The 19,628-nt window shown below is 51.3% G+C and carries 14 protein-coding genes, 14 tRNA genes, 1 rRNA gene and 1 pseudogene; 27 read left to right on the plus strand and 3 right to left on the minus strand.

Annotation, left to right across the window (positions count from 1 at the left end; genetic code table 11):
- The first annotated feature begins 160 nt into the window (after positions 1–160).
- The 15 genes and pseudogenes from rrf (at position 161) to KNP85_RS12595 (ending at position 2,620) form a co-directional block, all read left to right on the plus strand.
- A 5S ribosomal RNA gene (gene rrf / locus KNP85_RS12525) occupies positions 161–276 on the plus strand.
- 8 nt (positions 277–284) lie between these two features.
- Positions 285–359, plus strand: a tRNA-Asn gene (locus KNP85_RS12530).
- 13 nt (positions 360–372) lie between these two features.
- Positions 373–463, plus strand: a tRNA-Ser gene (locus KNP85_RS12535).
- Positions 464–482: 19 nt separating this feature from the next.
- Positions 483–557 (plus strand) — tRNA-Glu (locus KNP85_RS12540).
- 17 nt (positions 558–574) lie between these two features.
- Positions 575–648, plus strand: a tRNA-Met gene (locus tag KNP85_RS12545).
- Positions 649–655: 7 nt separating this feature from the next.
- A tRNA-Asp gene (locus tag KNP85_RS12550) sits at positions 656–731 on the plus strand.
- 27 nt (positions 732–758) lie between these two features.
- A tRNA-Phe gene (locus tag KNP85_RS12555) sits at positions 759–834 on the plus strand.
- A gap of 3 nt (positions 835–837) precedes the next feature.
- Positions 838–921, plus strand: a tRNA-Tyr gene (locus KNP85_RS12560).
- Positions 922–924: 3 nt separating this feature from the next.
- Positions 925–995 (plus strand) — tRNA-Trp (locus KNP85_RS12565).
- 18 nt (positions 996–1,013) lie between these two features.
- Positions 1,014–1,089, plus strand: a tRNA-His gene (locus tag KNP85_RS12570).
- A 6-nt stretch (positions 1,090–1,095) separates the two neighbouring features.
- A tRNA-Gln gene (locus tag KNP85_RS12575) sits at positions 1,096–1,170 on the plus strand.
- A gap of 4 nt (positions 1,171–1,174) precedes the next feature.
- Positions 1,175–1,249 (plus strand) — tRNA-Gly (locus KNP85_RS12580).
- Positions 1,250–1,257: 8 nt separating this feature from the next.
- Positions 1,258–1,331: transfer RNA gene (locus KNP85_RS12585), tRNA-Cys, on the plus strand.
- Positions 1,332–1,340: 9 nt separating this feature from the next.
- Positions 1,341–1,421, plus strand: a tRNA-Leu gene (locus KNP85_RS12590).
- 159 nt (positions 1,422–1,580) lie between these two features.
- Positions 1,581–2,620 (plus strand): annotated as a pseudogene (locus KNP85_RS12595) (DUF2332 domain-containing protein).
- A 41-nt stretch (positions 2,621–2,661) separates the two neighbouring features.
- Here KNP85_RS12595 and KNP85_RS12600 read toward each other — a convergent pair.
- Positions 2,662–3,321, minus strand: a complete 660-nt coding sequence (locus tag KNP85_RS12600) for a DUF6241 domain-containing protein (RefSeq protein ID WP_214803308.1) — start codon at positions 3,319–3,321, stop codon at positions 2,662–2,664.
- A 294-nt stretch (positions 3,322–3,615) separates the two neighbouring features.
- Here KNP85_RS12600 and desA point away from each other — a divergent pair, with 294 nt between their 5' ends.
- The 7 genes from desA (at position 3,616) to KNP85_RS12635 (ending at position 8,736) form a co-directional block, all read left to right on the plus strand.
- Positions 3,616–4,635, plus strand: coding sequence for a Delta(5) desaturase DesA (gene desA, locus KNP85_RS12605; RefSeq protein WP_021065768.1), 1,020 nt, complete (start codon positions 3,616–3,618; stop codon positions 4,633–4,635).
- A gap of 225 nt (positions 4,636–4,860) precedes the next feature.
- Positions 4,861–4,931, plus strand: a tRNA-Gly gene (locus KNP85_RS12610).
- Positions 4,932–5,009: 78 nt separating this feature from the next.
- On the plus strand, positions 5,010–6,158 hold the full coding sequence (queG, locus tag KNP85_RS12615; protein WP_031200100.1) for a tRNA epoxyqueuosine(34) reductase QueG: 1,149 nt from the start codon (positions 5,010–5,012) through the stop codon (positions 6,156–6,158).
- Positions 6,139–6,582, plus strand: coding sequence for a methylated-DNA--[protein]-cysteine S-methyltransferase (locus KNP85_RS12620; RefSeq protein WP_214714060.1), 444 nt, complete (start codon positions 6,139–6,141; stop codon positions 6,580–6,582). The genes queG and KNP85_RS12620 overlap by 20 nt, the downstream gene beginning before the upstream one ends.
- Before the next feature lie 10 nt (positions 6,583–6,592).
- Positions 6,593–7,066 carry a tRNA (uridine(34)/cytosine(34)/5-carboxymethylaminomethyluridine(34)-2'-O)-methyltransferase TrmL gene (trmL, locus tag KNP85_RS12625; protein WP_021066740.1) on the plus strand — a complete coding sequence of 158 codons (474 nt, stop codon included), beginning with the start codon at positions 6,593–6,595 and terminating at the stop codon, positions 7,064–7,066.
- A gap of 225 nt (positions 7,067–7,291) precedes the next feature.
- Positions 7,292–7,849, plus strand: coding sequence for a DUF5366 family protein (locus KNP85_RS12630; RefSeq protein ID WP_021066738.1), 558 nt, complete (start codon positions 7,292–7,294; stop codon positions 7,847–7,849).
- Positions 7,846–8,736 carry a hypothetical protein gene (locus KNP85_RS12635; RefSeq protein ID WP_058765770.1) on the plus strand — a complete coding sequence of 297 codons (891 nt, stop codon included), beginning with the start codon at positions 7,846–7,848 and terminating at the stop codon, positions 8,734–8,736. Before KNP85_RS12630 ends, KNP85_RS12635 begins: the two co-directional genes overlap by 4 nt.
- Positions 8,737–8,766: 30 nt before the next feature.
- Here KNP85_RS12635 and KNP85_RS12640 read toward each other — a convergent pair whose 3' ends face one another.
- Entirely contained in the window at positions 8,767–10,554 is a 1,788-nt protein-coding gene (locus tag KNP85_RS12640; RefSeq protein ID WP_236355803.1) for a transglycosylase domain-containing protein, read from the minus strand.
- A 152-nt stretch (positions 10,555–10,706) separates the two neighbouring features.
- Here KNP85_RS12640 and KNP85_RS12645 point away from each other — a divergent pair, with 152 nt between their 5' ends.
- The 4 genes from KNP85_RS12645 to KNP85_RS12660 are packed head-to-tail and all read left to right on the plus strand — an operon-like array spanning position 10,707 to position 16,901.
- Positions 10,707–11,861 (plus strand): glucose-1-phosphate adenylyltransferase, encoded by a 1,155-nt coding sequence (locus tag KNP85_RS12645; RefSeq protein WP_029595994.1) that lies wholly within the window; start codon positions 10,707–10,709, stop codon positions 11,859–11,861.
- A 34-nt stretch (positions 11,862–11,895) separates the two neighbouring features.
- Positions 11,896–12,996 carry a glucose-1-phosphate adenylyltransferase subunit GlgD gene (gene glgD / locus KNP85_RS12650; RefSeq protein ID WP_021066734.1) on the plus strand — a complete coding sequence of 367 codons (1,101 nt, stop codon included), beginning with the start codon at positions 11,896–11,898 and terminating at the stop codon, positions 12,994–12,996.
- Positions 12,997–13,006: 10 nt separating this feature from the next.
- Positions 13,007–14,446, plus strand: a complete 1,440-nt coding sequence (glgA, locus tag KNP85_RS12655) for a glycogen synthase GlgA (protein WP_029595993.1) — start codon at positions 13,007–13,009, stop codon at positions 14,444–14,446.
- A gap of 22 nt (positions 14,447–14,468) precedes the next feature.
- Positions 14,469–16,901 (plus strand): glycogen/starch/alpha-glucan phosphorylase, encoded by a 2,433-nt coding sequence (locus tag KNP85_RS12660; RefSeq protein ID WP_214803311.1) that lies wholly within the window; start codon positions 14,469–14,471, stop codon positions 16,899–16,901.
- Positions 16,902–16,914: 13 nt separating this feature from the next.
- Here the strand turns inward: KNP85_RS12660 and KNP85_RS12665 are convergent, their stop codons facing one another.
- A complete protein-coding gene (locus tag KNP85_RS12665) occupies positions 16,915–17,733 on the minus strand; it encodes a sulfurtransferase (RefSeq protein ID WP_029595991.1) in 819 nt (272 codons plus the stop codon).
- A 99-nt stretch (positions 17,734–17,832) separates the two neighbouring features.
- Here KNP85_RS12665 and KNP85_RS12670 point away from each other — a divergent pair, with 99 nt between their 5' ends.
- Positions 17,833–19,560 carry a phospho-sugar mutase gene (locus tag KNP85_RS12670; RefSeq protein ID WP_029595990.1) on the plus strand — a complete coding sequence of 576 codons (1,728 nt, stop codon included), beginning with the start codon at positions 17,833–17,835 and terminating at the stop codon, positions 19,558–19,560.
- The last annotated feature ends 68 nt before the right edge of the window (positions 19,561–19,628 follow it).

Raw genomic sequence — 19,628 nt, forward strand, 5'->3', positions numbered from 1 at the left:
ATGGGTGGAAGCACGGCGACGTGTGGAGCTGAATGATACTAATCGGTCGAGGCTTTGATCTAGTCTAAGGTTTGCATGAATTGATGAGTCTTCAGTTTTGAGAGAACAATCTCTTAAAAAATATTGACGTTATGACTAAATAATGTTAATATAATACTTGTCTGGTGGCGATAGCGAAGCGGCCACACCCGTTCCCATGCCGAACACGGAAGTTAAGCGCTTCAGCGCCGAAAGTAGTTGGGGGTCTCCCCCTGTGAGGATAGGACGCTGCCAGGCAAGATCGTTCCGCAATAGCTCAGTGGTAGAGCAACCGGCTGTTAACCGGTAGGTCGTAGGTTCAAATCCTACTTGCGGAGCCACTTTTCTCTTTTTGGAGAGCTGTCCGAGTGGCCGAAGGAGCACGATTGGAATTCGTGTAGGCGGCAAAACCGTCTCAAGGGTTCGAATCCCTTGCTCTCCGCCAGTTTTTCAATCAATAGTATGGCCCGTTGGTCAAGCGGTTAAGACACCGCCCTTTCACGGCGGTAACACGGGTTCGAATCCCGTACGGGTCACCATTTAAATTTTATATCGTCGCGGGGTGGAGCAGTCTGGTAGCTCGTCGGGCTCATAACCCGAAGGTCGTTGGTTCAAATCCAGCCCCCGCAATTAGTGTGGTCCTGTGGTGTAGCGGTTAACATGCCTGCCTGTCACGCAGGAGATCGCGGGTTCGAATCCCGTCAGGACCGCCATTTTTTAAATTAAATTACTACATACATGGCTTTGTAGCTCAGTTGGTAGAGCAAAGGACTGAAAATCCTTGTGTCGGCGGTTCGATTCCGTCCAAAGCCACCATGTGGGGGGGTAGCGAAGTGGCTAAACGCGGCGGACTGTAAATCCGCTCCCTCGGGTTCGGCGGTTCGAATCCGCCCCCCCCCACCACTTAGGGGCATAGTTTAGCGGTAGAACTACGGTCTCCAAAACCGTCAGCGCGGGTTCGATTCCTGCTGCCCCTGCTTTCTAATATAATTATGGCGATTGTGGCGAAGTGGTTAACGCACCGGATTGTGATTCCGGCATTCGAGGGTTCAATTCCCTTCAGTCGCCCCATTTTATTGGGCTGTAGCCAAGTGGTAAGGCATCGGATTTTGATTCCGACATGCGTAGGTTCGATCCCTTCCAGCCCAGCCATTATGCGGAAGTAGTTCAGTGGTAGAATACGACCTTGCCAAGGTCGGGGTCGCGGGTTCGAATCCCGTCTTCCGCTCCATTAAATTTGGCGCCATAGCCAAGTGGTAAGGCAGAGGACTGCAACTCCTCTATCGTCGGTTCGATTCCGACTGGCGCCTCCAACATAATATGCCGGTGTGGCGGAATTGGTAGACGCGCACGACTCAAAATCGTGTTCCTCTGGAGTGTCGGTTCGACTCCGACCACCGGTATCCGTAGATCCTAGCTGAGGCTAGGGTCTTTTTTTGTATGTGAAAGTTTAAAAATAAAGGGAAGTGAGCGATGCGTAAGGAATAAGCAAGGAGTGTACGATTGTGCAAGGGGACGAAGGGGGAAGTACATTGCCGACAGATCAAATCGCTCAAGCTTTTATGAGATTTGCTGCAAACGAGTGTAGAGGTTCGAGTGTTCTTTATGAATCATTGTCGAACGAGATAGCGACAGACGTGTCGATTCTCACATTATGTGAGCAAGCCAATCCAGGACAGCCTATTCCGAACCTGTTGTTTGGGGCAGTCCATTATCTGCTCTTGAGTGGGCACCAGCATCCATTAGGAGACTATTACCCAAGCGTGGCCATTGAAGCGAAAGAGGTAGATGAAGGACTATTTCCGAGTTTTCAGCAATTTTGCACAACTTATGAAACTGAGTTGGTTGCTCTCTTACAGACTAGGCTCGTTCAAACGAACGAAGTGAGACGGTGTGCGTATTTATATCCAGTGTTCGGTATGATTTCTAGATACTCAAAGCAACCGTTGTCTTTAGTGGAGATTGGTACGAGCGCCGGTCTACAGCTCCTATGGGATCAGTACAGCTATCGATATGGCGACAGCGAACTGGTCGGGAACGTCACGTCATCTCTCGAGATTTCAGCGGAGGTGATTGGCGAAGGAAGACCTCGACTGAATCTACCGCTTCCTCCAGTCCGGGAACGAATCGGGTTCGATTTGAATATCGTCGATTTGACCGATGCAGATGAAAAATTGTGGTTGAAGGCTCTCATCTGGCCGGAACATGAAACTCGTCTCGAGCTATTTGAACAGGCGAGTGCGTTGATCGGGTCACACCCATTGGAGTTGATTCAAGGGGATGGAGTTCAATTATTAAAAACACGAGTCGATTCGATTGAAACGGACAGCATCGTCTGTATCTTCCATACACACGTGGCGAATCAAATGCCACTTGAAACCAAGTATGAGCTTTTGCGTCAAGTCGACTGTATCGGGGAGTACCGGGACGTCTGTCACATCTATAATAATGTCCAAGACAAGCTACTCCACCTCGATCTTATTATCGACGGCAGAAAGAGTGAGTTCGTGCTCGCCGAAACGGATGGCATGGACGTTGGTTCAACTGGTTGTTACCACCAGAAGCGCAAGAAAGTCTTAAGCGAAGACTCAGTAAGCTCTAACCTCGGTTAGAGCTTTTTAGGATCCATGAAAAAAAGAACCATCATGGAGATGATTCTTCATATGACGTATACGTCGCTTCGTCCAAAGTATTTAAATAATCAGGTCCGAAATTGTTCAGGATAAAGAGTTCTTCTTCGTTCTCAGTCGCCAATCCGTTCGAGAATCCTCTGTTTGCTTGGAGGAAGTGCAACAAACGATCTTGTTCCTTGTCCGCTTGAGAGAAGTCACCTTGTGACCAGTGATCGAGCATCGTTTTCAATTCCGAGTACATACTGTCACCAATTTTGAATTTAGTTTTTAGGAGCTCCAAATACTCAGTCGACTGTTGTATATTGTCTGGTGTCATTGGAATCGCACCCCATTTAGAACGGGCTGATATTTTTTGGTGTGTCATCAAGTGCATGCTTTTGATTAATTCAGTTCGACTTGGTTTCTCTTCATTGAAAGAGACCTCTAATTCAACACGAGTCTTTGCGGTGGAGTTGCCTCTCCGGTCTAATGGGTCTTCTTTAGATACTTCGATTTGTAATTCTTTGACGCGTTTGGCGTATTTGTCATCAAGATTCTCATTCTCGACACCTTGACTTAAGTTTTTATAAAACGTGTAGCTGATCCAAAAGACTGGAATGAGCAAGATGAAGACACTCGTCACGATGATGAGTCGCTTCGGGGTAAATAGCTGTTTCAGTTTTGAGACCAAAATCATTTCCTCCTATCTGTACATAGTTGGATTCTAACATACTTCAAATACCATTAATCCCATATAAGGGATTAATATGGAAAAATAGATAAAAGAAACAAAAAAATGATTTGATAACTCATTTGGAATAAACGATTTTCCGTCTGTGATGTGATATAATTACCTGGTAATAATATTTTATGATGAATAAATTCTAATGACGGTCACGTTGCTCGTCAATCTCATAGTGTATTTGGTTTCATATTTCATTTTTGTTGTCGTCATCGCTATTTGCAATTGAGGAGGAAGTTCTACATGAGTAAAGAAAAAATCGCCCAGCTCCGAAAGCATGTCTCGCCGTTTGAAAAGGCTGATGTGAAGAAGAGCGTCCGGCAGATGATCAACACGATCTTGCCGTTTCTTGCCGCCTGGATTCTTGCCTATCAGGCGCTCCAAATCTCGGTCTTCTTGACCATTCCACTCGCCATCGTCGCAGCTGGTTTTGTTGTCCGGATGTTCATCATTTTCCACGACTGTACGCACGGTTCGTTTTTCAAGAATAAAAAAGCGAACGCTATCGTCGGGACGATTATGGGGATTCTAACGTTGTTCCCATATGAGAAATGGAAACGAGAGCATTCGATTCACCATGCTTCGAGTGGTAACTTGGACAAACGTGGCGTCGGTGACATTTGGGTCATGACGATTGAAGAATACGTCGAGGCATCGAGATGGACTCGATTGCAATATCGTCTATACCGTAACCCGCTCGTCATGTTCGGTCTCGGGCCGTTGTTCTTGATTCTTGTCACAAGCCGTTTCAATCGGAAAGATGCGCGTAAAAAAGAACGGAATAACACATACCTCATTAACTTGTCGCTCGTCGTTCTCTATGCGCTCGTCATCGCGATCGTCGGTTGGAAAGCGTTCTTGATTGTTCAAGGCACGACAATGTTCACAGCCGGTGTCCTTGGAATCTGGTTGTTCTACGTACAGCATACGTTCGAAGACTCGTATTTCGAGGACGAGAGCGAGTGGGACTACGTGAAGGCTGCGATCGAGGGAAGCTCGTATTACGAGTTGCCGAAAGTGTTGCAGTGGGTAACCGGGAATATCGGTTTCCACCATGTTCATCACTTGAGCCCGCGTGTACCGAACTACAACCTTGAACAAGCTCATACGTCGACGCCGCCGCTCCAAAAAGCGACGACGATTGGTCTATGGTCGAGTTTGAAGTCGCTACGCTACAAACTGTACGATGCTCAGAACAAGACGTTCGTCACGTTCCGCGATATTAAGCACTTGCTTCGGGAACCGAAGACGTCATCGTTGTGACGCACATTCCTGCCGGCTTTGTCGGCAGGATATTTTTATATCGCCACAGCTATCTTATATTGAGATATGATTTAAAGAAGATAAATAAGGGAATTAGATGTACTCAGACAATAAACATATAGACTTGATAAGCCATCAAAGAAATTTCTTTAAAAGTGTTGACTTCCGAAAGGTATAGATGTATATTGATTGTAGTCGCTTTTACAGCCGACTCATATGAACCATGCGGGTGTAGTTTAATGGTAAAACCTCAGCCTTCCAAGCTGATGACGAGAGTTCGATTCTCTTCACCCGCTTCATCATCTCTCTGCCGACTGGCGGGGAGATTTTTTGTATGCGAAAATAGGCATGAAAGAGGTGATTCGATGAACGGGATGAGCCCGGAAAGACTTAAACAGAAGATTGTGGCGTACGCGACGACGATTGGGATTGACGAGTTGAAAGTGACGACGGCCGACCCGTTCATCGTCATGAAGCAACGTCTCGTGAAGCAACAAGAAAAGGGATTCGCTTCGGGGTTCGAGGAGCCTGACTTGGACAAACGGACGACACCGACGCTGTTACTTGAAGAAGCGCAGTCGATTATTGCAATCGCCATCTTGTATCCGAGCAAATTGAAGGATGCGCCGCGTAGTGTGGCCGATGAGCGCCGCGGTTTATTCGCCCGGGCATCGTGGGGGCTCGACTACCATCGCGCTGTCGGCTCGAGACTCGAACAATTGCAGGCGTATATTGAACAGCTCGTCCCGGGCGTCCGGACACGCTCGATGGTCGATACGGGAGAGCTTGTCGATCGGGCGGTGGCCGAACGGGCCGGAATCGGCTTCAGCGGCAAGAACTGTTCCATCATTTCGCCCGAGAAGGGGTCGTACCTCTATCTAGGCGAGATGATCCTGGACACATACTTACCACCGGATGAGATGATTGAGGACGGGTGCGGAGAATGTACGAAATGCATGACGTCATGTCCGACGACGGCGCTCATCGAACCGGGTGTGCTCGACGCAAAACGTTGCATCGCCTATTTGACGCAAATGAAGACGCTCATGCCACGCGAGTTCCGCTCGAAGCTCGGCGGACGGCTATACGGCTGTGACACGTGCCAACAAGTCTGTCCGTATAATCGGAAGAAGGACTGGCGTCATCATGAGGAACTGATTCCGGAAGCGGAAATCGTCAAACCGTTGCTCGTCCCGCTCTTGAATATGAGCAATCGCGAGTTCAAAGCAAAGTTCGGTCATCTGTCTGGCGCATGGCGCGGGAAAAAACCGATTCAGCGAAATGCGATTTTAGCGTTGGCCCATTATCGGGAACCGTCAGCCGTGCCGGTGCTCGAAGACTTCATCCAACAGGATGAGCGCGAAGACATGCGGGCGACAGCGGTCTGGGCAATCGGGGCGATTCTTGGAGCCGAAGCCGAGACGATTTATCAACAGATCGAGTCGACGGAGACGTCGGAGCTCGTACATGAAGAGATTCGATTATTCCGAGAGGAGTGGAGTCATGAAGACCGTGTCATCTAAATGGGGAACGTTAGGCTATGAATTGAACGCCAATGGAAAGCTATGTGCGTTAGACTTTGCGGAGACGGAAGCGGATGATGGTTCGGCACCAGCTTGGCTGACCGAACTGATTGAACGTGTCGAACAAGACGGGCTTCAACCGTCTGACCGCGAGTGGATCGAGATGAACGGGACCGTCTTTCAGCAAGAAGTATGGGATGCGCTCTTAACGATCCCGTTCGGAGAGACGCGGACGTACAAACAAATCGCCGAACAGATCGGACGACCAAAAGCGGTTCGTGCGGTCGGCCAGGCACTGAACCGGAATCCGTTGCCCGTCATTTTCCCGTGCCACCGCGTCATCGGTAGCGGAGGACAACTGACCGGTTTCGGTGGCGGTATTCATCAAAAACAACGATTACTTGATCTCGAACAAGTGAAGTGAGGAGTAGATTATGGCAATCCATGTAGTAATGTTCCAACCAGAAATCCCGGCGAATACAGGTAACGTCTCGCGCACATGTGCCGCGACGAATTCGGTGCTTCATTTGATTCGTCCGTTAGGTTTTTCGACAGACGATAAAATGCTCAAACGAGCCGGGCTCGATTATTGGCAGTTCGTCGATGTGCGGTATCACGATTCGCTTGACGAACTGTGGGCCAAGCACCCGGACGGAGAGTTCTTTTACATTACCAAGTACGGGGAACAGTACCCGAGTGACCTCGACGTGTCTGCGGTCGACAAAGACTATTTCTTCGTCTTCGGTCGCGAGACGAAAGGGTTGCCGATGGAAGTGATCGAGAATAACCTCGACCGTTGCATCCGCTTGCCGCAATCGAACCTCGTGCGATCGCTCAACGTCTCGAACACGGCGGCGATTATCGTCTATGAGGCGCTCCGCCAACAAGGATATGCTGGGTTGAAATAAAAAAGAGCCGGATTCGTGAGAATCTCGGCTCTTATTGATTACCTTCAGGTTTTCTGTTGTATCCAGCTGTAAAGATAGCTGCGAGGAAGACGACGCTGATTCCGACCATTAGTAACAAACCCATCTGAAAATCCCCCTTTTGTTCTCCGTGACTACGAATATTATAATATACTTGATAATAGATTTGCACTGAATATGAGAAATTCTTGTGAAATTGGAGCCGATATGAAAACAAACGTGTACTTGTTAAGCTATGCCCCGTTGATTGGGATTATTCTGTTCTCGATGTCGCTTGCGATCGCCACGAGCGAGTATGTGATTCAATGGCTGACCCGTGTCGGTGTCTACAGCGAGATTATCGCCCTGTTGTCCGTACAGGAGTCAAAAGTGCTCGTGCTCGTCGTGTTCTTTACCATTTACTTCATGCTGTTCAGCGCCTTCAAGCTCGTGGCCGACACGTTCAATCAACTCGGATTCGCCTTCTTCGCGCGTGAGACGAACGGCAGCTCGCTCCATCGTCTCAAGCCAGGGGCGACGATTTTTCTGGTCGGGTCGGGAATCAGCTTCTTGTTCCTGAACTCGCTCCTTGCCGTCATCGCGGTATTGCTCGGCACATTCGTCCTCTATTTGTTCTATTACATATGGCAAGTCAGTCAGTTGATGTCGACGTTTCGGGCAATCGGTCTGCTCTTGATTCAAGCGATGATGTGGGCCATCCTGTTGAGCGGCCTCGCTTGGGCGATGCTACGCTTGTTTAACTCGGTCGGGGACATCATCCTATGACGGTGAATGCGACGATTCCCCTCATTCCGACCGAAGAAGTCGTCCAGGCATGGATGGGTTCGATGGTGCCACCGATGGACTTATTCATGGCGGATGCGAGACTCGTGACGCGACTCGGTGCGGATGCGAACGTCTTGATGATCCCACGGGCAGAATTCGACGTGCATCCGTCTTATCGGGACATCCGCATGGCCAACGCCTATACGTATTGGACCATCGACCGCGAGGCTGTTGTCGTCTTGCATGCGCCGCCGGGGTGGGTCGCGACATTATTGCCAGAAGTGAGACGCGAGTTGCTTGCCTATCAAGTCACGGTCGGACGGGGGCTCGTTTTCCCGGCGACTGACATGGAAATCGATTCGTTGGCGACTTCGATTGTGACGGTAGACGATGTGCCGTATCTCATCTTACATCAGTCAGCCTTTCAGGTGATGCCAGACGAGATGCGTCGTCAACTGACGTTCGAGTACGCCAAAGCTTGGGACGAGTGGACGGCGAGTTCTATTCCCGATACTTGTCCTGACCATGTGCGACGCCTTGCTAACACCTTCCCGGTCACGTCAGGCAGCAATTGCCTCGCGGCCACGCTGTTCGCGGTGACAGGTGCGGAGTGGATGGCGACGCAATGGGTCCATCCTGGCACATTCCTCCAGACGCTCGGTCAGGCTGGTTACATGAGAACCGAGTCGGAACTGACCGAACGAGGGGATGTGCTCACGTTCGTTGATGAGGCAGGGCGTGTCCAACACGCGACATACTGCATCGGCGCCGGACTCTTCTTCAACAAGAACGGGCAGACGCTGTTCAATCCATGGAAACTGATTCAACAACATGAACTGTTCGAGGCATGGGGGGACTACACGTGCCAGACGTATCGACGACCATAAAAAGCCAGGGACAACGATGTCCCTGGCTTTTTAGCGATGTGCTTCCGTCCAAACGATAGCAGGATAGGCCCGGTTGGCGAGCTCCGGGAACGGCCGCGGCGTGTCGGCGCCGAGCCAGATGGCCGTGATTGACTCATCGGTCAAACCGACGTACCACATGTCTTTATGCGAGTTCGTCGTACCGGTCTTCCCGCCGATATAAGGCCCTTTGATTTGGTTGGCGTAACGTCCCGTCCCGTAAGTGGTGACAGCGGACAACGCCTCCCGCATCGTCGCGACGGTCGCTTTCGACCAGACAGCTTGCTTCGTCATGCTTGGCGTGATCGTAGCTGCGCCCGACTCGAAGCGAATCTGTTTAATCGTCTGGCCGGACACGTACACGCCTTGGTTGAGAAACGGGGTATAGGCGGCGGCAAGCTCTTTGGGCGACACGCCTTGGGTCAAACCGCCGAGTGCGCTGGCGAGACTGTTATCGCTCTTAGCGTCCCACTGGCTGAACATCATGTCCGCCGTCGTATACGCTGCCTCTTGATCGATCGCGGTGAAGGCGGCGAGCGCCGGCGTGTTGTAGGAATACGCGACCGTATCGCGGAACGATACATCACCGAGGATACGATTTCCGCTGTTCGTCGGACAATACGTCCCGTAACAGACTGGCCGACCGTCGAGGATGGTATCGAGTTTCGCTCCGGTCTCTTCTATATAGGGCGCGAACACGAGGACAGGTTTGATGGCTGACCCAGGTTGGCGGAACGCTTGCGTGGCCCGATTGAATTCACCCGATTGGGTCATCTCTGAATCGACGAGGGCGATGATGCGTCCGTTCGGCGTCAGCTCGGCGTAGCCGCCGTTCAAACCGTTCGGCAGTTTTGTCATGACTTGTTTCGCCTGTTGTTGCCGGGCGACGGACAGATGCGTCTCGATTGTCGCTTGATTGGTCGCCAAGTAGTCTCTGGCTGCTTCTTCATCGAGATCATAACGTGAGCGGACGAGTCGAATCGCCTCTTTCATGACCGTATCCATATAATCGGGATAACGGACGACGTGTTGACGGTACGTCGCCGTCAGCTTCACCCCATGATGCGTTTCATACGCTTGTCTCGATATGACGCCGGCATCACGGAGCTGGGTGAGGATTCGATCTTTGCGCTCATAGAACGATTCTGACGGATCGAGCGGATCATATAAAGATGGATTGTTCGGGATGGTTAACAGGAAAGCGATTTGATTCCAGTTCAAATCTTCGAGCGGGCGGGCGAAATACGTCTCGGCTGCTGCTTGAATCCCGTAAACGTTATGTCCGAAGAAGATGACATTGCTGTATGCTGTCATAATTTCTTTTTTACTATATTGTTTTTCAAGCGCCCGGGCGAGCAATAATTCCTTCACTTTGCGCTCATATGTCCGCTCGTGCGTCAAATAGACGTTCCGGGCGAGCTGTTGGGTGATGGTGCTGCCGCCTTGGCGCGAGGATTCATTGGCGTTATTGATGAAAGCCCGAGCGATACCACCGAGGTCATATCCCGGATGGGCGTTAAACTTGCGGTCTTCGATGGTCATGATGGCTTCACGGAGGTGGGCCGGAAAGCGCGCGACAGAGACGTCATCGCGTCGACCGTTCAAATAGAGCCGTTCCGTCCCGCCTTTGTACGTCAACGTGACGGCATGTTTCGACGCGAGCGGGGTAGCGTTGACCGTCTTTTCACCCCACGTCATAATCTGTTTCGCTTGCTCAATTTCTTCTTTTAACGCTCCGCTGATCGTCCCGCCGACGGCTAACAGTCCAGCAAAAAATAGTGTCCCAATCCACGCTCGCATCGTCTCACCTCTCTCTTCATACATTATATCGTCAATCTTTCAAAAAAATTCAAAATGTAAACGTTATCATATAATAATTTGGGCAGGAATACATTAGGAAGTAGAGAAAGAGGGTAATAGATGTTTATATTATGAATTTAGGAGGCTGTACTATGAAGCAAGAAATGGTTGCGATGCTCCTCGCAGGAGGAGAAGGGAAACGACTCGGGCCTCTCACACGGAAGACGGCAAAACCTGCTGTCAACTTTGGAGGGAAGTACCGGATCATCGATTTTCCATTATCGAACTGTACCAATTCGGGAATCACGACGGTGGGCGTGTTAACACAATATGAGCCACTGGAATTGAACCGTTACCTAGGCATCGGGTCAGCCTGGGATTTGGACCGCCGCAATGGAGGCTTGGCCATCTTACCACCATACCAAGCTCAGTCGGGAAAAAACTGGTACGAAGGTACGGCCAATGCGATTTATCGGAACTTGAGCTATATCGACGACTACGATCCGGAGTACGTGTTGATCCTATCGGGGGACCACATTTACAAGATGGACTATGAGAAGATGCTCGATTTCCATAAAGAGAAACAAGCCGATGTCACAATCTCAGTCATGGAAGTGCCATGGGACGAGGCGCCACGCTTTGGGATTTTGAATACGAGCGACGATCTTCGCATCAATGAGTTCGACGAGAAGCCAGAGAAGCCGAAGAGCAACTTGGCCTCGATGGGGATTTACATCTTCAACTGGAAAGTACTTCGGGAGCATTTGATTCAAGACGCGGAAGACGAGACATCAAGTTTCGACTTCGGGAAAAACATCATTCCGAACACGCTTCTCGACGGCTTAGACGTGTTCGCTTATAAATTCAAAGGCTACTGGAAAGACGTTGGAACGATTCAATCGCTTTGGGAAGCCAACATGGATTTGCTCGAAGAAGATCCACCGTTCGACCTTTACGATCCGAACTGGAAAATCTATTCGGTCAACCCGAACCAAACACCGCAATTCATCGGGAAAGATGCGTGTGTCGAACAGTCGGTCATTAACGAAGGCTGCCAAATCGAGGGCGAGGTCCAACATTCGGTCTTGTTCTACGATGTACGTGTCGGTGAAGGCTCGCTCGTCAAAGACTCGGTCATCATGCCGGGAGCACGGATTGGAAAAGATGTAACGATTCATCGAGCGATCGTCGCGAGCTGTGCCGTCATTCAAGACGGGGCGACAGTTGGCGAGCCGGGTGGTGAGATCGTTGTCATTGAACCACATGAAAATATCGAGAGCGGCACAGTCTTCAAACAACGTGTTTGATTTAAAAAAAGACCGACGCAAGGAGGCGTTACTGTTGACGAATGATTTGTTAGGGATCATCAACCTAGGAACTGAAGAGGGTTTATTTCCTGAATTCACGGGGCACCGCAATTTAGCGGCTGTCCCGTTCTCAGGGCGTTATCGCCTAATTGACTTTACATTGACGAACATGATCACTCAAGGCATCAACCAAGTTGGTATTTTCACACTTGATAAATACCGCTCACTCATGGACCACTTGGGATCAGGGAAAGAATGGGATTTAGACCGCTCACAAGGCGGCCTGCACATCTTCCCGCCGGCACTCAAACCTGACGGAGAAGCCTACCTCGGCGATTTGGCCAACTTCTCGATGCACCGCGAACATTTTGTGCGTAGCAAGCAACCGTATGTGGTCATCACAGGGTCGAACGTGTTGACGACAATCGATTTCCAAGACATGCTCGAGCATCACAAATCGATGGGGGCGGACATCACGCTCGCCTATACAGGCCATGAACAGAAGTGTGGCTATTGCCGCCCGATCCGTCTCGGCGAGAACGATCGCGTCGTCGGCATCGGTGAGCGCGGATACAGCCCGAGCGATGAGTATACGTATACGGAGACGATTGTCATGTCGAAAAACCTGTTCCTTCGTCTCGTCGATGAAGCGACGTCAAGAGGCGAGTATGACTTGCTCGACGGTGTCATCCGTCCGCAGCTGCACCGCCTTCACGTTCACGGGTATCACTATACTGGCAAAATGCAGGTGATTCACTCTGTGCTTTCATACTATAATGAGAGTATGCGCTTACTTCGTCATGAGGGAATCATTTACGACTTCCCACACATTTATACGAAGATTAAACATGAGCCACCGACACGCTATTTGAACGGGTCGAAGGTGAATGAGGCGCTCGTCGCGAACGGCTGTAAAATCAGCGGTGAAGTTCAAAACAGCATTCTCTTCCGCGGTGTCGTCGTCAGCGAACACGCCCGCGTTAAAAACTCAATCATTCTATCCAAATCGATCATCGAAGAAGGGGCTGTCGTCGAGAACGCCATTTTAGATAAAGAAGTGGTCGTCAAACGAGGGCAAGTCATTCGTGGTACGGTCGATGAACCGATCGTAATCGGAAAACGGACAACGGTGTAAGGGGGATATTATGAAAATATGGTATGTCGCTTCAGAAGCAGCACCGTTCATGAAAACGGGGGGGCTTGCCGATGTCATCGGCTCGCTCCCTCAAGCGGTGTCTAGCCTTGGTGAAGAAGTGAGTGTCATCATGCCGAAGTATGGCACGATTGCTCAAGAGTACGTAGATGAAATGGAATACATGTTCGATCTGATCGTTCCGGTCGGCTGGCGCAAGCAGTTCGGTGCCGTCCTCAAGCTTGAACGCGATGGAATCACGTATTACTTCATCGACAACGAATATTACTTTAAACGGGAAGGCGTGCTCTATGGCCATTACGATGATGCCGAGCGCTTCGCATTCTTCTCTCGTGCAGTGCTCGAGATGATCGGGAAGCTCGAAGCGGAAGACGTGCCTGACGTGCTCCACTGTCATGATTGGCAGACCGGTGTCGTCCCAGCCTTCTTGCGGATCCATTATCAACATATCGAGGCGTATCAACGCATTCGTACCGTCTTTACCATCCATAACCTGCAATACCAAGGCATCTTCCCGGAAGCGGTCCTCGGCGAGCTGTTACAGTTCGGTCCGGAACACTTCACGGCGGAAGGAATTCAACATAACGGTCTCGTCAACTACATGAAGGCGGGCATCGTCCATTCAGACCAAATCACGACGGTCAGTCCGTCGTATCGTGACGAAATCATGGAACCGTACTACGGGGAAGGGCTCGACGCGACACTCCGTTATCGGTCTGTCGACGTCCGAGGGATTTTGAACGGCCTCGATTTGGCGACGAATGACCCGAGCACGGACAAGCGCATCGCCCAGACGTACAATCTCGATACGGTCAAAGAAGGGAAGCTCGCCAACAAGCGTGTGCTCCAAGAACGGTTCGGCCTCGAGGTACGTGACGATGTCATGTTGATCGGCTTCGTCAGTCGACTCGTCGAACAAAAAGGTCTTGATTTGATTGAAGCGGTGAGTGAGGAGCTCGGGAACTTGGACTGTCAGTTCGTGTTCCTCGGATCGGGCCAACCGGAGTATGAAGGCATCGTCCATCATATGACGGCGTCACACCCTGGCAAGGTCGGGTCATATATCGGTTTCGATATCGAACTCGCCCACTTGATTTATGCCGGATCGGACGCATTCCTCATGCCATCCCGCTTCGAGCCGTGCGGTCTCAGCCAACTCATCTCGATGCGTTACGGGACGCTTCCAATCGTACGCGAAACGGGTGGACTGCGCGATACAGTCAAACCGTATAACGAATACACACAAGAAGGCACAGGTTTTGGTTTCTTGAACTATAACGCTCACGAGATGCTCGCGACGATCGAGAAATCGATTCGCGTCTTCTACGAGGACAACACGTGGAACGCGCTCGTCCACCAAGCGATGACCGCGGACTTTAGTTGGAAACAATCTGCGAAGCAATACCGTGAGTTGTATCACCTATTTGCATGACCGGAAGGAGTTTTACACACATATGTTTACAGACAAACAGAGCTTCGTCACTTCATTCCAAGAGAGATTTGTCGCATTAAACGGGAAGTCGTTTGATGAAGGGACCGACCAGGAAGTGTATCAAACGTTGGCCACGATGGTGCGCGAGCAGGCAATTCCGAAATGGATCAACACCCGCGACAAGCATGAAGAAAAACAAAGTAAACAAGTCATTTATTTCTCACTTGAATTTTTGCTCGGTCGTTTTCTGTACAACAATTTACTCAGTATGGACGTCCTCGAAGTCGTGCAAGAGGGACTCGATGAGCTCGGATTCAATTTCACCGATATTACCGAATATGAGCCGGAACCAGGTCTCGGTAACGGCGGTCTCGGCCGCCTAGCCGCCTGCTTCCTTGACTCGCTCGCAGCGCTCAGTCTCCCAGGACACGGGAACGGAATTCGCTACCGTTACGGCTTGTTCAAACAAAAAATCGTTGACGGCTATCAAGTCGAGTTGCCAGACAACTGGCTTCGTGACGGGAACATGTGGGAAACACGCCGAGCGGATCGCGCCATCGACGTCAATTTCGGCGGCTGGATTGAGATGCGTCAAATCGGTGACCGGCTCCGGGTCGTCCACCATCCGGACGAAGTCGTAAGGGCCGTCCCTTACGATATGCCAATCATCGGGTACAAAAACGACGTCGTCAACACGCTCCGACTTTGGAACGCCGAGTCGCCGTTTGATGATGAGGAGTATATGGAACGGACGAAAGGGTCGTATAAAGATTTGTTGAAGTATAAGCAGTCGATTGCGACCATTTCTGAATTCCTGTATCCGGACGACACGACGTACGAAGGAAAAGTGCTTCGTTTGAAGCAGCAATACTTCTTCGTCTCGGCGGGCGTCCAGTCGATGATCGCGTCTTACTTACGTCATAATAAATCCTTGAAGCACTTAGGCGACCATTATGCGGTCCATATTAACGACACGCATCCGGTCGTGGCCATTCCTGAACTCATGCGGATCTTGATGGACGATCATGGTTACGGCTGGGACGAAGCGTGGCGTGTGACGAAGAGCGTCATGTCGTTCACGAACCACACACTCCTCGCCGAGGCGCTCGAGAAGTGGCCGGTCGAGATGTATGAACGGTTATTGCCACGCATTTATCAAATCATCACGGAAATCAATCGCCGTTTCTGTAAAGATGTCCTCGTCAACTATCCGCATCTCGAGCCACATATGGGCGAGATTGCAATCGTATCGAACGAACACATCAACATGGCAAACCTTGCCGTCGTCGGTTCGCACTCGACGAACGGGGTGGCCCGGATTCATACGGACATCTTGAAGCAACGCGAAATGCGTCATTTGTACGAGATGTTCCCGCTCCGGTTCAACAACAAGACGAACGGCATCACGCATCGACGCTGGCTCCTCAAGTCGAATCCACGCCTCTCGAATTTGATTACGGATGCAATTGGTCCATCATGGATTGAACATCCGAACGATCTCGAGAAGTTGATGGGTGTCTCGAAAGATGCGAGCTTCCAAGAACAGGTCATGAACGTGAAACAACAGAACAAACTGGATTTGGCAAGTTATATCCAAGCCGAGACGGGCATCGCCGTCGACCCGGACTCGATTTTCGATGTCCAAGTCAAGCGACTGCACGCCTATAAACGTCAATTGATGAACGCGATGCACATTCACGCGCTCTATCAAAAGATTCAAGCCGATCCGACGTTCACGATGGTCCCACGTACGTTCATCTTCGGGGCGAAGGCGGCACCAGGGTATTATTATGCCAAAGAAGTCATTCGCTATATCAACGCCCTTGCGTCGATGATCAACAATGACAAACGGGCGAGCCGCTTCATCAAAATCGTTTTTCTTGAGAACTATCGCGTCTCGATGGCCGAGCGCATCTTCCCAGGTTCGGACTTGAGTGAGCAAATCTCGACAGCGAGCTACGAGGCGTCAGGTACCGGCAACATGAAGTTCATGATGAACGGGGCGCTCACAATCGGGACGCTCGACGGCGCCAATATCGAGATTCGCGACGCGGTCGGCGACGACCACATCTTCATCTTCGGATTGACGCCGCAAGAAGTCATGAACTATAAGAAGTTCGGCGGTTACCATGCGGCCGACATCTATCATGCGAACACGGACGTGCGCAACGTCGTCGACGGACTCGTCAACGGGACATTCGACAAGGTTGGAGAATACCAATTCCAAGCGATTTTCGATTCGCTTCTCGTCTATAATGACGACTTCCTCGTCTTGAAAGATTTCGCGTCATACATGCAGGCACAGCGTCGTGTCGATGAAGTATTCGCCGACAAGGCACGCTGGGCCGAGAGTTCGATCGTCAATACGGCCAAATCGGGTATCTTCTCGAGTGACCGGACGATCACAGAATATGCGAACGCCGTTTGGAACATTAAACCGACGAGCGTCAAATAAAAAAATCCACCCGTTACGGGTGGACCTTGTTTTCTGGATAACTAATCCAATCAGAGTAAGAGCCGGGGTACAGACGCACATCGTCTTTACCGAGGGCGTGTAGCGCCAAAATGTTGACGCAGGCGGTGACCCCGCTCCCGCAATAAAAGATGGGATTCGGGACATCGAGGACGTCGGCGTAATGCTCTTTCAAATCGTGGAAGTCTTGAAGCGTCCCTAAGTCGGTGACGGCCTCGGTATAGGGACAGAGCACGGCGTTCGGGATATGCCCGGGCTTGCGGTCAATCGGTTCATGGCTGCCGTCGTAACGGTCGGCCGTTCTTGAATCGTATAACCCACCAGTGACGGTGGCGGCGCGCACGTCTTCAATCGTCGCGATCATCTCGTCTTGGAAGACGGGTGTATAGTCGGAAACGGGATAGGACGGGACGTCTGTCGTCGTCTCCCCGCAGTAAGTGATGCCGGATTGGATGCCGCCTTCGAGCACGATGACGCGCTCATGGCCGGCCCACTTGAATAACCACCACGCACGAGCGGCGAACGGGAAGCCGTCGTCGTAGATGATGACCAAGTCATCGCGTTGAATCCCGATGCGGCGGAGCGTTTCGGTCCATGCCTGTTTAGACGGCAGCGGATGGCGTCCGCCGTGCTCGGACAACGGTCCGGACAAGTCTTCCATCAAATCAAGGAAGACGGCGTTAGGCAGATGTCCTTGTCGATACGCATACTTTCCGTATGAGGCGTCGTTTAATGAATAGCGGCAATCAATGAAGCGGATCGAGTCCGTATGGACGATGTGTTTCAATTCTTGGGCACGCATAGTTGGAAACATAGTATCACCTCGAAGTTTCGTTACTCCCATCGTATACAAGATGGAACAAATTGGCGAGTACTTCGATTGAATTTTTGAATGTCGAAAGGGGAACTGACCATGACATGGCAACAGACATATGACCGATGGAAACAACACGAGGCGCTCGAGCCGCATTTGCGCGCCGAACTCGAGGTGCTCGAGCAAGACGAGACATCACTCGAGGATGCCTTCTATAAGACGCTCGAATTCGGGACGGGCGGTATGCGCGGTGAAATCGGTCCAGGGGCAAACCGGATGAACATCTATACGATTCGCAAGGCATCGCAAGGCTTTGCCGATTTTATCGCCGCGTCAGGGGAAGAAGCGAAACGTCACGGCGTCGTCATCGCCCACGACTCGCGTCACTTCTCGCCAGAGTTTGCGCTCGAGGCGGCACGCACACTCGCTTCGAACGGGATTAAGACATACTTGTTCCCGAGTTTGCGGGCGACGCCAGAGTTGTCATTCGCCGTCCGTCATTTGAACGCCTTCGGCGGCATCGTCATCACGGCGAGCCACAACCCGCCGGAATATAACGGCTTCAAAGTGTATGGCGCCGACGGTGGACAATTGCCACCGGCCGAAGCCGATGAGCTCGTCTCGTACGTCAATGCCATCGAAGATGAATTGAAGATTGACGTTAAAGATGAGGCACCGCTTCGGTCCGAGGGCACACTCGTCACGGTCGATGCGTCGGTCGATGCGGCATACATGGAAGCTCTCCAATCGATTCGGATTCATACGGACGTCCAAGGCGATCCGCTCAAAATCGTCTATTCACCACTTCATGGGACGGGACGTCGCCCGGTCATGGAAGGATTGAAAGCATATGGGTTCGAACACGTCACCATCGTCGACGAACAGGCTGAGCCGGACGGGGCATTCCCGACGGTCAGTTATCCGAACCCGGAAGAACGAGCTGCCTTCGAGCTCGCGATGCAGTACGGCGACCGCGTCGGGGCCGACTTGCTCATGGCGACGGACCCAGACGCCGACCGTGTCGGCTTCACGGTCCGTGACCGCAATGGCGAATGGTTCGTCTTGACGGGGAACCAGACCGGGGCGCTTCTCATGGATTACATTTTGTCTCAAAAAGTGGAGACGGGGACGCTTCCGACGAACGGCTTCGTCGCGAAGACGATCGTCACATCAGAACTCGGGGCGGCCATCGCCAAGGCGTATGGGGTCCACCTCGAGAACACGCTCACCGGTTTCAAATTCATCGGCGAGAAAATCAAGCAGTATGAAGAGTCGGGCCAGTACCAGTTCTTATTCGGTTACGAAGAGAGCTACGGTTATTTGATTGGAGACTTCTGCCGTGACAAAGATGCCGTCCAGGCGTGCTTACTCGGCGCCGAGATGGCGGCTTTCCATAAACAGCACGGGCGCACGTTGTACGATGCCCTCCAAGCCGTCTATGAGAAGTATGGCTTCTACGAGGAGTCGCTCCAATCGATGACGTTGAAAGGAAAGGCCGGTCTCGAACAAATCGGTCGAATGATGGAGGCGTTCCGCGCCAATCCGCCACAAGAAGTCGGCGGCTACGAAGTCGTCCGCTTCGAGGATTACAAGCAACAAGTCGCGAAAAACTTGCAGCAAGGCGAGACGGAAGCGATCGAGTTGCCATCGTCGAACGTACTCAAATTCATCTTCGAGGACGGCTCATGGTTCTGCCTGCGTCCGTCTGGGACCGAACCGAAAATCAAATTCTATTTCAGTGTCCACGCCGATAGCGCGGAGAAAACGACAGTGAAACGGGAAGCGATTGAACGCGATGTCATGAAGCAAGCGAAAGCAATCGATTAATCGACGACACCGCCCTGACGAGGGTGGTGTCTTTTGTTTGACAAGATATGCCCCCCTCAGTATGATGA

It is taken from the genome of Exiguobacterium sp. s194 (assembly GCF_018618275.1).
Classification (GTDB): domain Bacteria; phylum Bacillota; class Bacilli; order Exiguobacteriales; family Exiguobacteriaceae; genus Exiguobacterium; species Exiguobacterium chiriqhucha.